The 16,424-nt window shown below is 34.3% G+C and carries 11 protein-coding genes; 8 read left to right on the top strand and 3 right to left on the bottom strand.

Features of this window, described 5'->3' with window-relative positions:
- Nucleotides 1-5 precede the first annotated feature (5 nt).
- The 5 genes from A2290_04520 to A2290_04500 are packed head-to-tail and all read left to right on the top strand — an operon-like array spanning nucleotide 6 to nucleotide 6,767.
- Nucleotides 6-1,031, top strand: a complete 1,026-nt coding sequence (locus A2290_04520; GenBank protein ID OGC16342.1) for a hypothetical protein — start codon at nucleotides 6-8, stop codon at nucleotides 1,029-1,031.
- Between the two features lie 55 nt (nucleotides 1,032-1,086).
- Entirely contained in the window at nucleotides 1,087-1,959 is an 873-nt protein-coding gene (locus tag A2290_04515) for a dTDP-4-dehydrorhamnose reductase (protein OGC16364.1), read from the top strand.
- Nucleotides 1,959-3,044, top strand: a complete 1,086-nt coding sequence (locus A2290_04510; GenBank protein OGC16341.1) for a glycosyl transferase — start codon at nucleotides 1,959-1,961, stop codon at nucleotides 3,042-3,044. The genes A2290_04515 and A2290_04510 overlap by 1 nt, the downstream gene beginning before the upstream one ends.
- On the top strand, nucleotides 3,025-5,382 hold the full coding sequence (locus tag A2290_04505; protein ID OGC16340.1) for a hypothetical protein: 2,358 nt from the start codon (nucleotides 3,025-3,027) through the stop codon (nucleotides 5,380-5,382). The genes A2290_04510 and A2290_04505 overlap by 20 nt, the downstream gene beginning before the upstream one ends.
- Entirely contained in the window at nucleotides 5,382-6,767 is a 1,386-nt protein-coding gene (locus tag A2290_04500) for a hypothetical protein (GenBank protein OGC16339.1), read from the top strand. Before A2290_04505 ends, A2290_04500 begins: the two co-directional genes overlap by 1 nt.
- A gap of 175 nt (nucleotides 6,768-6,942) precedes the next feature.
- Here the strand turns inward: A2290_04500 and A2290_04495 are convergent, their stop codons facing one another.
- Together A2290_04495 and A2290_04490 are read right to left on the bottom strand one after the other, a co-directional pair.
- Complete coding sequence (locus A2290_04495) at nucleotides 6,943-7,566, bottom strand: hypothetical protein (GenBank protein ID OGC16338.1); 624 nt, start codon at nucleotides 7,564-7,566, stop codon at nucleotides 6,943-6,945.
- A gap of 267 nt (nucleotides 7,567-7,833) precedes the next feature.
- Nucleotides 7,834-10,302, bottom strand: a complete 2,469-nt coding sequence (locus tag A2290_04490) for a hypothetical protein (protein OGC16337.1) — start codon at nucleotides 10,300-10,302, stop codon at nucleotides 7,834-7,836.
- A 131-nt stretch (nucleotides 10,303-10,433) separates the two neighbouring features.
- Here A2290_04490 and A2290_04485 point away from each other — a divergent pair, with 131 nt between their 5' ends.
- Together A2290_04485 and A2290_04480 are read left to right on the top strand one after the other, a co-directional pair.
- Nucleotides 10,434-11,315: a hypothetical protein gene (locus A2290_04485; protein OGC16336.1), complete on the top strand. Its 882-nt coding sequence runs from the start codon at nucleotides 10,434-10,436 to the stop codon at nucleotides 11,313-11,315.
- Nucleotides 11,309-12,088, top strand: coding sequence for a hypothetical protein (locus A2290_04480; protein ID OGC16335.1), 780 nt, complete (start codon nucleotides 11,309-11,311; stop codon nucleotides 12,086-12,088). Before A2290_04485 ends, A2290_04480 begins: the two co-directional genes overlap by 7 nt.
- Here the strand turns inward: A2290_04480 and A2290_04475 are convergent.
- Complete coding sequence (locus A2290_04475) at nucleotides 12,085-15,237, bottom strand: hypothetical protein (protein ID OGC16334.1); 3,153 nt, start codon at nucleotides 15,235-15,237, stop codon at nucleotides 12,085-12,087. The two genes, A2290_04480 and A2290_04475, sit on opposite strands and share 4 nt — an antisense overlap.
- Before the next feature lie 143 nt (nucleotides 15,238-15,380).
- Between A2290_04475 and A2290_04470 the strand changes: the two genes are divergently transcribed.
- On the top strand, nucleotides 15,381-16,400 hold the full coding sequence (locus tag A2290_04470) for a phenylalanine--tRNA ligase subunit alpha (protein OGC16333.1): 1,020 nt from the start codon (nucleotides 15,381-15,383) through the stop codon (nucleotides 16,398-16,400).
- Nucleotides 16,401-16,424 lie beyond the last annotated feature (24 nt).

The following is a 16,424-nucleotide window of genomic DNA, read 5'->3' as shown; positions in this document are numbered from 1 at the left end:
TTGTTATGACAAAAGAAATTGTTTTGGTTACAGGCGGTGCGGGGTATATTGGAGCTGTTTTGGTTAAAGAGTTGCTTGCCCGTGAGGAGAAGGTTCGTGTTTTTGATAAACTTTATTTTGGAGATTCTGCCTTAGAAGGGGTTAAGCATAAGATAGATTTAATACAGGGGGATGTCAGGCAATTTTCGGAAGATGTTTTAGATGGCGTAAAGGCTGTTATCCATTTGGGGTCTCTAAGCAATGATCCTACCGCGGAATTTGATCCGAGAGCTAATAAAGAGATAAATTTTGATGGTACTATGCGTGTTGCGGAAGCATGTAAGAAAAAAGGGGTATCTCGTTTTACTTTTGCAAGTTCGGCGGCAATAATAGGATTTCATGTTGATACGATTGCCGATGAAAATTATAAGCCGAACCCTCAATCGGAATATGCCGAGTCAAAGTTAAATGCGGAAAATGGATTGCTATCTATGGTGTCTTCGAAATTTTGTCCTGTTATATTTAGGCAAGCTACTGTTTTTGGGTTTTCTTCGCGTATGAGATGGGATCTTGTGGTAAATACCATGATTAAGGATGCTTTTTCCAAAGGAAACATTTTTGTCTATTGTGCAGGAGATAATTTTCGGCCTTTGGTACATGTAAAAGATGTAGCATTGGCTCATATAGAAGGAATAAATGCTTCCGAAGATAAAGTTTGCGGGGAGATATTTAATCTGGTGCATAAGAATTATAGAATTTTAGAATTGGGCCACTGGGTAAAAGAGATCTTAAAGGATTTTATTCCTGTTAATGTTGAGGTTTTGTTCGGAAATAAGGAGTCGAGAAGTTATAGAATTTCCGGAGAAAAGATAAATAAAAAATTGGGGTTTGAAGCGATTCATGATGTAAAAGAGGCGGTTCTTGAGATTTATAATATATTGCATTCCGGAAAATATACAGACTTTCGAAATCCTATTTATTATAATATTGATTGGATGAAATTACTTGTATCTATGGAACAAAAACTTAAAGTTATAGGAAAAGTTTTTTAGTTGTGTGGTAGTCGGTTGCCTGTACTTGGAATCTGAAAAAGAGGAGTTAAAGATTTTGAAGATAGCAATTATTGGCGCGGACGGGCAATTAGGTTCAGATTTATGCAAAATTATAGATAAGAGGGAACAAATTCCGCTTACTATTTCTGACATTGACATCACAAACATATTTGTTTGTGATACAGTAGTAAAAAAAATACGGCCTGATATTATTATTAATACCGCGGCCTATCATCGTGTGGATGATTGCGAAGATAATGATCTTGAGGCATATAAAGTTAATTCCCACGGAGTTAAAAATTTAGCCTTGGCGTGTAAAGGCATAAAAGCTCTTCTTGTTCATATTTCTACGGATTATGTTTTTGATGGTGACAAAGGTTCCCCTTATATTGAGGATGATATTCCAAACCCAAAAACAGCTTATGGCATTTCTAAGTTAGCAGGAGAACAATTTATAAGATATTTGTGTGATAAATATTTTATTGTAAGGACTTCTGGTTTGTATGGCGCTGCGGGATGTTTGGGAAAGGGGGGGGGGAATTTTGTGGAAAACATGATAAAAAGATTTAGAAATGGGGAGAGTTTAAGTATTGTTGACGATGAGACAATTACGCCTACTTATACCCGTAATTTAGCTGAGAATATAAATAAATTAATTAGAACGGAATATTACGGATTGTATCATGTTACCAATAACGGTGAATGTACTTGGTGGGAGTATGCAAATAAGATTTTTGAGATTTTGGGGGTGGGGGTAAATATAAAAAAAACTAATTCTAAAAATTATGAAGCTAAAGCTCAAAGACCTAAATATTCTGTTTTGCAAAATAAGAGATTAAAAGAAATAGGTTTGGATTGTATGCCAAGCTGGGAAAAAGGGTTACAAGAATATCTGGTTGAAAAAGGGCATGTGAAAAATATTAAATAATGAAAATCGCTATAGTGCATGATTATTTGCATCAATTTGGCGGGGCGGAACGGGTAGTTGCTGTATTGCATGAGATGTTTCCTGATGCTCCAATTTTTACTTCTATTTATAACTCTAAAAATTTTCCTGAAGAATTTCAATCTATGGAGATCAGAACATCTTTTATGCAAAAGCTCCCTTTTATTTTTAAGAATTTTAGAGCATATTTTATGTTTTATCCTTTTGCCTTTGAAAGTTTTGATCTTCGTGATTTTGATCTTATTATTTCTTCAAGTTCTGCTTATGCAAAAGGGGTGAGAAAACGTAAAGATGCGACACACGTTTGTTACTGTTATAACCCTATGCGCTTTGTTTGGCGATATAAAGATTATATGAAAAAAGAAGACCTATCTTTATTAGTTAAGCTTATTCTCCCTTTTTTCCTTTATCCTTTAAAGCTATGGGATTTGTTTACTTCCAAAAGAGTTAATTATTTTATTGCTATATCAAAAGAAATTAAAGAACGTATAAAGTCGATATACAAAAGAGATTCTGATATAATATATCCACCTGTAAATGTTGATGAATTTAGGGTGTCTTATGAAGATGGGGATTATTTCTTAATAGTTTCACGTTTGGCAGCATACAAAAATATAGATTTGGCCGTGAAAGCTTTTTCTGAATTAAAATTACCTTTAAAAATTGTTGGAGCAGGCCCTGCTTTAGCGAATTTAAAAAAGATAGCTGGGGATAATATCTTTTTTCTTGGAAAAGTATCAGAAAAAGAGCTTAAGCGACTTTATTTAGGGTGCAGGGCGCTTGTTTTTCCGGGGGAAGAGGATTTTGGGATAGTTCCGCTTGAGGCTGCGGCTTCAGGACGACCAACAATAGCTTATGCGGCCGGCGGAGCGCTAGAGACTATAATAAAAGATAAGACAGGTGTCTTTTTTTATGAACAAACCATAAATGCTTTGATAGAAGCGGTTAAATGTTTCGAAAAGATGAAGTTTGATAAAAAACAATTAAGAGAACATTCTGAAAAGTTTAGTAAAGAGATATTTAAAAAAAATATGAGGAGATTTTTATATGAAAATAAAATACTTTGATCGAGCGATTGAATGGTTGTTTTTTGCTTTGATGTTTTTGTCTCCGGTTATATTTGATCGTCGTATCGGTATAGTTTTTTCAGGAACTAAATCATGGACAATAAGATTGTTTATTTTAATCATTTTAACTGTTTGGGGAATAAAACTTATGGCTGGAGGAAAACATAATTTTAAAAGGACAATACTTGATTGGCCCGTTTTATCTTATTTGCTATGTGCGACGACTGCTACCATAACATCCGTACATGTTCTTATAAGTCTTTTTGGGTTTTACGGGCGTTATGAAGGGTTAATAACTTGGTATTCATACGGGTTGATGTTTTTTATTGCTGTACATTATATTAGAGGTTTTGATAAGATAAAAAGTTTTATTGCACTTATAATTCCCGCGTCGGTTGCCATGTCTATATATGCAATAATACAGCGTCAAGGCATAGATCCATATGTTTGGGGTGGGGTTGTAACATGGCAACGAGTTATTGCAACAATAGGTCAGCCTAATTTTCTTGCGGCTTACGTATGCATGTCTTTTTTCCTTATGTTCTATTTTGTTTTGACTTATAATCAGCCAGCCAATGGCAATTTTTCTTCAAAAGTTAAAAACAATTCTAAAAAAGAGATAAAAAAAGATGACATTTACTTAATAGGAGATAAGCTTTTACCCATTGTTTACTATATTGCTGTCCCTTTGCTTTTTATCGTCATGGTATATTCCCAGTCGGGGAGTAATGTTTTTATTTGGTATCTCTTTTTTGCCGCAATGACTTTTGCCGCGCTACGATTTGCTTATACTTACAATAAGTTGCCGGATATTGTATTGAAAATTTTAGTTTCAATCAGTCTGGTTTTAAACTATGTCTGTCTTTTTTATACTCAAAGTCGCGGAGGTTATCTTGCGTTGATAGTTGGAGCTACTATATTGATTATCTTTGTGCCAAGAAAGAGATTTTTTGAAAACTGGAAAATTCTTTCTGTCTTGTTTTTGGTAATATTTCTTATAACAATTATTACTGCGGTTAATCCGAAATATTCCCCATTTGGAAGGTTTTCTGAAGAGATAAAATTAAAAGATGTTATTTCTACCCAAACACAGCAAGAAAAGACTGATTCAGAGAAAAAAGTAGTTATCTCTGGAGCGGCCGGATCTCGGGGAGAGACATGGAAAAGCGCTTTTGGAATAATTGCGGACAGGCCTTTTTGGGGGACTGGTCCTGAAGTTTTAAAGATGATTTTCCCCCGGTACGAAACAAATCTTTTCCGTTTTAAAGAGGCTTTTCACGTAAAACAGGATCGTTGCCATAATGAAACGTTTGACGTTCCTTCAACAAAGGGGTTAATAACATTTTTTGTTTACCTGTTTATTTTATTCTTGATTTATCAATTTGCTTTTAAAAAGATTAAAACGGTTGATGCTGATAAAAAAGTATTTATTGTTGCAGTTATTGCGGCTATTACTTCTTATCTTATACAAAACCAGTTTAGTTTTGGGGTTTTGGCTATTACTTCTCTTTTTTGGGTTTTGTGGGCGCTTTTAATTAATGTTGATTCAATTCCGGATAAAGAAGATGAACGAGATATCTCCTGGGATAGTGTTCCTTGGTTATATGTTTTTATCCTTTTTGTTTTCATCTGTTTTTTAGGGTATGTGTTTATGTTGCAGTTTAATGCAGATAAGTATTTTAAAATGGGCAAAAATTATATGGATTATAAAAGATATCAGGAAGCTTTGCCTTGGTTTGAAAAATCTTTGAAAACCTTTCCAATTGAGGGTGGAACTGTAACTAATAAGGGAATAGATGCTTTAAATGCATCTTTAACAGGAAAAAAGGAAGAAGTCTCAATGCTTCATAAAGAGGCGCAGGATACTTTTGAGTATGGAATAAAAGTTGATCCTTACAATGCGGATAACTTTTATATTGCTTCTAGAATTTTATTTATGGATGGTAATTTGAAGAAATCTAAAGAGTATGCGGAAAATGCCTTAAAGGTGGATCCTTATTATGCGGAAGCGTACCTGGTTTTGGCTGCAATAAGCGAAAAGGAGAAAAAAATTAAAGAGGCTCAAGATTATTATAAAAAGGCATATTTTATAAATCCGGGTCTTTCAGAACCAAAAATAAAAGTTGCTCTTGAAAAGATTGAACAGGGAGCGCTGGATGAAGCATTTAATATGTTTCAGGAGTTACTGATTTCCGATCCTGGAAATCCTCAGGTTCATAATGGTCTTGGGATTATTTATAAGAAGAAGGGCAATAACATCAGGGCAAAAGAGGAATTTGAGCAAACTTTACAATTAGATCCAAATAATGAATACGCAAAATTGATGCTTGGGCAATAATGAAAATATTAATTGATGCTGTTTTGATAAATCTTTCTTTTTTATTGGCATATCACCTAAGGTTTGAGGTAATGACTTTTATAGTTTTTGAAAAGGCGGCTCTTTTTAAGGATTATTTTGGAACTTTAGTTTTTATAACTTTATTATGGCTTGCTATTTTTAAGTTATTCGGGTTATATGATAAAAAAATAAGCGATTTTATTGATGAAGCAGCTCTTTTGTTTGTATCTGTTACGTTTTCTTCTTTATTTCTTTTCGGGCTTTTATTTTTGTATCGTGGCTTCTGGTTTTCCAGGCTGGTTATTTTAAATGCTTGGATTATCTCTTTTTTATCTCTCTTTATTTTTCGTTTCCTTCTTCGATTGGTAAAGCGGCTTTTATTGCAAAAAGGGATTGGATTAAAAAGTGTATTAATTGTTGGCGCTGGAGATATGGGGCAAACCTTGGGGTTGAGGTTTATGTCCGATAAAACACTAGAGAGAAAACCTGTCGCCTTTATTGATGATGATGCGCAAAAAAATGGAAAAGTTTTTCATGAGATACCGGTTTTGGGAAATAGTACCGATTTGTTGAAATTAATAAAAAAGCTTTCGGCGCAAGAGGTTATATTCGCAACAAGTAGGATCCCTTATCAAAGAATATTAGATCTTATTACGGAATGTGAATCCTTGGGGATCAGCTTTAAAATAGTCCCTGGAATTTTTGAAATAATAGCATCCAGGGTTAGTGTTGATGAGGTTGGAGGTGTCCCCTTAGTTACAATTTCTGAGATAGGATTGGCAGGGTTTAATGCTTTTATTAAACGACTTGTGGATGTTGTCATGTCTTTTGTTTTAATATTATTTTTGTCTCCATTTTTTATTTTAATTGCTTTGTTAATAAAATTAGATTCTAATGGGCCTATCTTTTTTAAGCAGATTAGGATAGGCAAGGATGGAAAAGATTTTTCCATGCTAAAATTCCGCTCAATGGTTCAGGAAGCGGAAAATATGCTTTTAAATATAAAAGATAAATCGGAAGTTGAGGGCCATATCTTTAAGATAAGAAATGATCCTCGCATGACAAGGATCGGCAGGTGGATTAGGAGGCTAAGCATTGATGAACTTCCGCAGCTATTTAATGTATTTGCGGGCCAGATGAGTTTAGTAGGGCCAAGACCTCCGCTTCCAAGAGAGGTGGAGAATTATTCTCCATGGCACAAGAAAAGGCTTAGAGTTGCTCCCGGAATTACGGGGTTGTGGCAGGTGTCGGGCCGTTCGCTACTTCCTTTTGAGGATATGGTAAGGCTTGATATCTACTATATTGAAAACTGGTCATTGTGGTTGGATGTTAAAATTCTCTTTAGAACAATTCCTGTTGTATTGACAGCTCATGGGGCATTTTAAGTTAACCCCGATTATCCTAATCGGGGGCTTGTTGCGTAATAATAGTTTTTGCAATTTGTCATCCCCGCAAAAGCGGGGATCCATCTTAACCCCGATTATTATAATCGGGGTTGTTTTATGAAAAATAGATTCCCGTTTTCACGGGAATGACCATTATGTAACAGCCCCATCGGGGTTAAGCTGCCTGCCGCAATTTGATTTTTTGACGTTTTACCTGCTGAGCGTGATTTGTATCCAGAATACATAACATTGTATATAAAGAATCTTCATCTTCTATCAAGCTTTTTGCTAAACGAATTGATTCATAAGAGTCATGTTTGAGGATAAGATAATGATCGTCTTTATATTCAAATAATTTTTCAATAAAAACATCATCCAAAAGTAACTTTGCCGGAAGTCGTTTTGCATCAATAATTTTTAATTTTAACAAAGCTTTTGTCCTTTTTTGGCCGGCAGCCGCTTTTGATACCCCTAATTTAGCTCCTATCTCAGGGGTATCATATCCTTGCAAAGTCAGTTTAATTATTTCTGCTTCTTCTGAAGAGAGATTTCCTAGTCTAAGATAAAAATGCAGCCTTTCAGAAATTAATTTTTCAGGTGTTATGTGATGATATGGTGGTCTTGGTATTTCATCTTCTGAAACTTCTCTTTGATATTTTCTTAATGCTTTTAGTTTTGTTCGTATTGCTTTTGTAATTCCGTTTGCGGCATAAGTAGAAAATTTTGTGTCTTTGGACGGAATGAATGTTTGAGCGGCATTAAAAAGGCCTATATTTCCTTCTTGTATTAGGTCATCCAATGGGTAACCAGTTGATAAATGGTGTTCGTGTGCAATACTTACCACTAACAGTAGATTTGATTCTATTAGAGTTCTTGTTGATAGGCTTGAACCGCTTGAATCTCCGTGAGTACGTAATTGTGCTGCTCTAAGTAAATATCTTTGCAAATGGGGATTATATAATTCAGAGCTATAGGATGCTTTATATGATTGAGTTAAATACATATCTAAGTATATTTCGAATAATATTTGAGGAGATTTCATTATTTTTTGCTCTTATAGGAAAAACTAAAAGATTATAATTTTTCCGCGTTTTAAATCTTTTGTTCCGTAGTTATCTTTTGCTTGCAGGATATAAGGATAAACTCCTGGTGAAAGATAATTTCCGTAGTTGTCGACTCCCCTAAAGTTTATATGTTCTGTTGTGTTTGTTGCAAGAAAAGATGTTTTATATAATAACTTCCCTGTTATGGAAAACAGGTAAAATTCAATGTTGGCAGGATAGGAAGATAAAATATATTTTATGATGATTGCTTGATCTTTATCATGATTGAAAGGGTTAGGTCCATTTTGCAGATTTGTAATTTGAAATGAATAGGAGGTATTTGTTGTTGCAAAAATTTTAGTGTCAGGAGTAAGCATTATATTAAAGCTTTCAGGACTGGCAAGATTTCCGGCATTATCGGAAAATGAATATTGCAGAGTGTAGCTCTCTTTGGTTAACTTAGTAGATGGGGTAAATTCAATCAATGAATTTTTAATCTCTATCTTTCCTGATACTTCTAAACTTCCTTGGTAGACTTTTAATCTTATGGATGTTGAGTCTAAACCGGATCCTGATTCATCAATTGGAATGCTTATTTTATCATAATCAGCATAGATTGATTTTTTTATAAGAGAAGGGGGTTTATTATCTATGCCGAAAGTGATTTGATTTGTTCCTGTATTTTCGTTTTTATCTTTGACAGTTAAATTTAAAAGGGTTTGGCCTTCTTTCAAGTTTTCAGGGAGTTCAATGAAACCGTTGATTTTATTTTGGGAAGTGTCATTTATAAGAAAGGCCGAGACTTCTTTGCTATTAATTGATATTGTTGGCAAATCTTCAACATCATTGTTGTTATCTGATATAGAAATCTCTAAAAATATTGTGGAACCGCTTTTAAACCAGCTCATAGGTGTTGGTTTGGTTATTAAAATCACAGGGGCATTTGCATTATAAGTGACATATAAAGATTCTGTTGTTACATTACCAGCTTTATCCATAGCTGTTAGCTCTATTTTGTTTTCCCCTTCTTTTAACATAATAAGAGTTGATAGTTTATCTCCCTTTTTTAGGTAATAATCTTTCCCATTTAATTTAATGTATGATTCTTCAGACGTTTGAAATGATGTTTCTATTTCCGAATTTGTCGTAATTTGATTATGTAAAGGCTTCGTAATAATAATTTCAGGAGGAGTCTTATCAATAATAATTTTTGTGATTTCTTTTGAGTCTCTTTTTGCAATTCCATCTGTTACGGATGTTTCTAAATAATAGTCACCTTCTTCATCTGGAAATTCTAGTTTTGCTTCTGATGTCAATTCTTTGAAAGTTAAGGGCTTGTCGGGATTAAGATTTTTATATTTATTTGCTTTAATCTCAAATAGTAGATTGTCTTGATCAATATCTGATCCTAAAAACTTAAAAAGAATTTTGTTTGAATTTGTAATAAATCCGTCTTCAGGGAGAGTTGTTTTTACCTCCGGAGGATAATTTCCAAATTCTTCTTTTTTTAATGTGTTATCATCTGAAGTTAAAAACACTATAAGTTTATTCTCTTTTGTTAAGCAATCAACAAATTTTCCATCTTCATAAGGAGAATTAGTTGCTTCTTTGGGTTGATTGATTATTTGACCATTTGTAAAAAGTCTTGTAATCATTGGTATTTTTTTTGAGAATTTATTTTCATTAAAAGAGATAATTATGGATTGGGATGTTGCTTTTACCTGAAGATCTGATAATGTTTCTGTTGACTCATATATTTTTGTAGGCTCAGTATTTTTCCCTTCAAGAAAAAGTATTTTGCAGGTATTTGCCTTTTTTTCAATCCAGAAAACAAAAAGAGAACTTGCTATTTCGGTTATATCATTATTACTGTAATATATTTGTTCCGGACTTGTAAATGTATTTCCCTGGTCGATTGATTCTATTTGATAGATTTTTTTATTCGATACGATGTTTATTCTTAAAACATTTTCATCTGCAAAAAAACTCCAGCCTTCAATGGTTGGAAAACTGCTTAATATTTGGTCCTCGGAGAATTTTTTTTCATTATTTATTGAAAACCTATGAAAAATAGTGTTTTCCCTTTGATATACTATATGAGACGTTCCATTTATTATCTTTATAAAGAAAGAGAGGGGAGAGAAGTCTTGCAGGATTTGTCTTGGCTCGGAAAAGTCCGAACCTTTGTTTTTACTCTCTTTTTCATATAATTTTTTGTTTTTCACCCAGAAGAAAGATAATATTCCATTTGATCTTTCTTGAATAATACCATTTGTTTCAAATGTTGATTGCAAGGTAAATTCTTTCCATGTTTCTCCAAAATTAGTTGATCTGAAATAGTTGTTCTTCAGTATACAATGGAGATTATTTTGCGTGTCTTGAAATATTGACGCATTCGAGGTGTTTGTTAAAGAAAAAAGCAGTATTATAAAGATTACGCATGAAAATATATTTATTATCTTTTTTTGTTTTGTCGTTTTTATGTTATTCATCTTTTTTGTTTTGCACGGCTGATATTATGAATCGCAAACCATCATGTGATTAAATTATAAGCCCTTCTACTATAAAATCAACAACACAAATGTTATAATAATTTTTTATTGTAGAAGAGAGGAATAGTCGAATGTTAAACAAAACGACGATAAGATTTCCGGAATTCGTTAAAAAATTTGGGAGAGGTTTTTTTTCTTGGGATAGGGGAGGGATTGGGGTTGTGGCTAATGCTGGCCAAAATAAAGCGGTTATCCTTGGAATGCGTAAAATCGATTTTAGTAATGCCAAATTAAACTTATTGGATTCTAGTTTGGTTTATGATATTTTGCGTGGCGAAAAGGGAAGAAGTGTAGACATAGAATTGTTAAGTCAGTTAGATAAGGTGCCAGAAGAAGTTATAGCCTATTTAAATGAGGATGCCGGAAATTATTTTGCTTTTTCTTATGATCCTACTCCAAGACTTATAATTCACAGGGCATCCAGAGCGCAGAGCGAATTAATTAGCGTTGATTCTGGAACGATTTTGGATTTGGCTCTTACCTTTCCTGGGAATAGGACTTATCCTTTAATTCCACTTGAATTTTCTTGTGTCATGGATAATAGAAGAAAAGAATTGTGTTATTTCCCTGATTGCAATAGTGACTCGTCTTCGCATTTCCCTTTTGTTTTTAACGGATTAAATTCAAGGGATCCCAAAAACGATGTTTTTTTAAAAAGAGAATTTGCTTTATTTAATAAGGCTATGATTTTGGGAAGATTGACTTGTAAGTTCTATGACATAGGCTCATTCAAATTTTTAAATCAGTATTTAGGCATGGATTTATGTGAAGCAATGGAAAATTTTTCTATATTTTGGTTTGTCAGAACCACATTTGCGAGAGGTGGACGTGTGGCTGTTTTTCCTTCTTGTGAAAAACATTTTACTTATTTATTAAACTTCAGAAAATTATTAATAGAAAATGAATTTATTTGCGATAACACTGCTTTCCGTGCGGCTTTGGGCCAATGTTGATATCACAAGCCAAACTGGCTTTGGCTCTTATTAATAAAAAGAAAATTCGCGATGAAGAATCTTTGTTTGTTGCTGAAGGTGAAAAACTTGTAGAAGAGGCAATCAAATTTGGCGAGGTTGAATTTATAGTTTATTCTGAAGATGTTTCTGCGATTATTGATGCCCAAAAGAAAAACATAAAAGTTTATAAAATATCTTCTTCAGAAATGAAAAAACTGTCTTTAGTTGAAACTCCTCAGGGGGTTTTAGCCGTTTGCAGAAAAACAAATTATAAGATCAGCAATTTACTTAATCTTCGTAAGCCTTCTAATCCTCTTAATTCTTTAATCCTGTTACCCATAGAGATACAAGATCCGGGGAACCTTGGTACCATGATAAGAGTTGTCGATGCTGTGGGCGCATCTGGAATTATTGTTTCAAAAGGGACGGTTGATCCTTATAATCCAAAAGTTGTACGCTCGACGATGGGATCGATTTTCAGAGTTCCTATTGTTGAGATTGATAATCTCCTTTCTGTTTTGATCGGGATACAGGATAAAGGATACAGGATACTGGGGACAGATTTGGTAGCTAAAAAAACGCACTGGGATATTGATTATAAGCAACCGACTGTTTTGTTAATAGGGAATGAATCTGTGGGACTCCCTTCTGATATTTTAAAAATATGCGATGATACTGTAAAGATTCCAATACCCGGGAAAGCCGAATCGCTAAATGCGGCAATGGCGGCTTCTATTATATTATATGAGGCGCTCCGGCATAAAATTTTTTAAAAACGTTTAAAAATCGGCGGATTAAAGTTGATGGGAGTAAGCTCAGGGGGATCAGGATCATATTCTTGTAAGGCGTGATAAGCATATTGCCCTGCAAGAGTATTCTGCCAGTTTGGTTCGTGGAGAAAATCTATTAGGTTGCCTAGAAACATTTCTCTTGTTATTTGTTTTTCTTCATATTCTTCTATAAATGTGTCAATTCTAAAAAGATCAAGTTCATCTTTGAATAATGTAGACCCTTTTTCTAAATTATCTAATGTTCTATTGGAATGCGCCTTCCCAAGATTTAAAATGCTTATTGAAAAAAAATGTAGTCTTAACGCTCCTCCAAGAGACATGGCGCTTACATCATCTGGTTCGAGCCTTAGCATAACAGGTATATCAATATATAATTTTGTTTCTGTGAGCTTTGAACATACTAGTCTTAACAATGGCAGATATTTTTTTCTTCTTGTCCTATAGAAAGTTCTTGGTTTTTTGCTTGTTTGAAACAAAAAGTTGCTCAAGCTATCTATAACCTCATACGCAGTTGTGTATTTTTCATCTTCTAGTAACTTTCTTAAAACTATTTCATAACTGGTTAAACTAAATAACCCTTGGGAGGTAATGTTTGCAGTCCCCTTTGACTCGAGTTCTGAAAGTTGTTCTAATATTTTTGAGAGTTTGTCTTTAGATATTCTTAATATCAAATGGTTCGCGGCTTCGGGATGTTTTAAATACTCAAGAGCTGCTGTAGTACAAGGTTTTTCTTTCTCTTCCTGTGTTTTTTTATCAAGAAGAGCCTCGAATATTTTTTGAGTAATAAGATAAAGTTGCTTGGAGTGACCTTCAAGTTTTGGTTTGGTCTCTTTTGTTGTTCTCTTTGGTGAATCGTAATAATCAAGGGCAAAATCTAATAATGCTGTGAGTCCCTCTGAAACTTCTCCTAGCTTGATCAAAGCAAGGCATCCTTGAACTCCCTCATTATAATTCCAATTTAGGCGTGTATCGCTGTAAGTAGGCCTTCTCCTTTTCCGTAAATGTACAACTTCTCTTGCTATTTTTACGGCGGCCCTTTTTTCTAAAAGATGGATGTTTTTGAGTGCGGCAGTCCTGATTTCAACGTCTAAATGTGATAAACCCTTTTTAATCCACGGGATAAACCTTGCATCTTGGAATTCCATTAATCTAAGATACCCTTCTGTTAATTCAGGACACCATTCTTTTTCCTGTTCTTTTCTTTTTATCTGATTTATTGCTGCAGTTGCTTTATCAAGGTAATCTATGAAATCAATTATCGCACTATCCGGAATAAGGGTGTCCAAAAAGGCATCTCTTAATCGTGAAATAAAATCTTCTCTTGATATTTTTTCGTTATTAATGCCAAGAATCTGAATTTTATCGTCATAATAAGCTACCGCTTCACAATCATAGTCAACCAGACCGAGTAAAATATCTAGATTATATAATGTTAGAAATCGGCTATGTTCAGCCGCAAGTTCTAATATACATTCTAGTAGTAGGATTTTTGTGAATTTATCGGAAAGATATTTTTTCGCGATGTCCCCTTTTCCCAATTGAGCTAAACATACCATAGCTTTAAGCCTTACAATACTTGGATTGTTTTCACGCATTAAATTGTCGTAAAATTTTATTTTGCCTCTTGTATTTGGAATTGCAACCGCTTCATCGGTTACGAGCAATTTCCCATGCAAAATAAAATCTATAGGTTGTAAATATCCATCTCTTGCGCACATTGTTTCCAAAGCCTCTGTATATTTTAAATGATAAGTTTTAAACGGATTTAATCCTTCTCTTAATAGATAATATGCGGCCTCTTTTTGTTCTTCCTCTTTATGGTTTATCATCATGTCTAAAACATCCGTCAAAGTTTGTATTGGCATTTTTGATAATGTCAGTAATATCCCATAAAAAAATGGATCGATATAGTTTGTAAGACGTTCGACAGATTCCCCAATTTCTTTCTCTCTGCCATATTTTGCGACTTCAACTAAAAAACTTCTTAATCCTTCATTGTCTAATACTTCTAAAATACCCCTTATCTCCTCTGATGTTAAATATTCGATCCTTAAGACGGATGATATTTCATCTATTCTTCTTGGTATACCAAACAATAAAAAACAGGCTGATTTATAATCTCCTTTTCTTGTCAGATCCTGGACTGAGGCTATTAGTGTTTCCCTTGCATCTGCGTATCCAAAATCCCAGTACTTTGATAAATTACTCACAGGGTCATTTCTTAAGACTAATGCTTTACAACTTGAATAGACCGGTCTTCTTGTTTTTGATATTTCAGGCGCGATTATTTCTTCTTCAATTGTCAGATCTCTTCTTGCCTCCATTCTTTCTTTTAAGAGAGAGCTCCCTTCTGTTTTAAACGTAGATGTTTCTTTGAATCCTGTTTGTGGACTTCCAAAAAATAGAGGAGTTCTTATTTGTGGTATTGAGAATTCAGCGTAATTTTTAAAAATATGAGGCATTTGTCTGTTTAATTCATTTAAGGCAGACTCTAATATTCCAGGTTCTAAAAGTTCTCTGGCAGCGCAAAATATGTTATCAACAACTTTCCTTCCTGAGCCGTTATTCTTCATAGAAAGTTTGAACAAGACCACGGCCAATCGCCTGTAACTTGTAAATCCGTAAACATATTTTGCTGCCGTTTTGCCCCGAGAAATTTCTATGATTTTATTTATTCCTTCTTTTTTGTCATTTATCGCGAGTTGATAAAAGTAATCAGCCACAGAATTGGGATTACCAGCCTCGCATAGTAAGACAAGCTGATGCTCCAGTTTTTGTTCTTCAATAATTTTTTGAATTGTTTCAAAAGAATCACCACAGGAAAAAAGGAGCATCGCTGCTGATTCTAAATCATTTGCGTTGCCTAAAGAGACAAGTTCTTTTATCCTTTTTGCCCTTTTTGCGGGATCTACAAATTCAAAGTTCGGATTGCTTCTTATCGCAATCCTTCCGGTAATCCCTCTGACTATTTTTAAAGAGGTTGTTTCAGTGTAAAGAGGCTGTAAATCTGTTCTTTGAGTAGAAAGCCTTGTGATGGCAAGACATTTCCCTTCAGACTCAATAACAGCACCTAGCCCTGCTTTTATTTTTTTTGCGGCATAGATGCTTTTTGTAGATATTTGAATTGTCATATAATTTTTTTTCGTTTAAAACAGTACAAAGTTTCAACTTTTTTGTTATAATTATCTTTTAATAAGAGGATTAAGGTTTTCGCACCCTTAGGCTGAGCTCAGGGTGACATTTCGCAACAGTCCCAGGATCGGGAGGTAAGCGTTTGCTATCTGGTAAAATAGAAGAGATTAAATTACAAGCTGATAGTGATCTTGATAGTGTAAAATCGTTACAAGATCTTGAGTCAATTCGCATTAAATACCTTGGGAAAAAAGGGCTTTTAACAGAGATATTAAAATCTTTAAAGACTGTAGATCCTTCGGATCGGCCTGCTTTTGGTCAATCTTTGAATCTTACCAAAAGAGAGATTGAAACAAAAATAGAGGAAAAAAAGGTTCAATTTGAAGGACAGATCTTGGCTCACAACCTGTCTGAAAAGACAATGGATATAACTCTTCCCGGGAAGAGAATTCCTCGCGGAAAGAGACATCCTATCACTGTTGTAGTAGATGAGCTTGTAAAAATTTTTAGGCGATTAGGATTTGATATTGCTTTAGGTCCGGATATTGAAACGGAATATTATAATTTTGAAGCGTTAAACATCCCAAAATATCACCCTTCACGTGATATGTGGGCTACGTTTTGGCTTGAAAATGGACTTTTGCTTAGGACTCATACCTCTCCTGTTCAGATTCGTATAATGGAGAAACAAAAACCTCCTTTTGCTTTTGTTGTTCCGGGTCGAGTTTACAGAAGAGATGATGATATTACTCATTCATCAGTTTTTCATCAGTTGGAAGGGCTTATGGTTGATACTAATATCACTTTTGGCGATTTAAAAGGTGTTTTAACCGCGTTTTTGCATGCTGTTTTTGGCAAAAACAAAAAGGTAAGATTCAGGCCAAGTTATTTTCCTTTTACAGAACCATCGGCGGAAGTTGATGTTGAATGTACTTCCTGTGGCGGTAAAGGATGTAGAATTTGCAAAGAGACCGGCTGGATTGAAATCTTGGGATCAGGGATGGTTGATCCAAATGTATTTGGTTACGTCGATATCGATCCCGAAAAATATTCAGGGTTTGCTTTTGGTTTGGGGATTGAGCGTATCGCTATGCTTAAACATGGGATTGATGATATTCGGCTTTTTTATGAAAATGATTTGAGGTTTTTAAAACAGTTTTGAGAGTGGGGGATGAGATTTGAGAAT

This window comes from candidate division WOR-1 bacterium RIFOXYB2_FULL_36_35, assembly GCA_001771505.1.
GTDB lineage: Bacteria > Margulisbacteria > WOR-1 > XYC2-FULL-46-14 > XYC2-FULL-37-10 > XYB2-FULL-36-35.
Note: the sequence above shows the minus strand (reverse complement) of the source record. Positions and strands in the feature narration are given on the sequence as shown.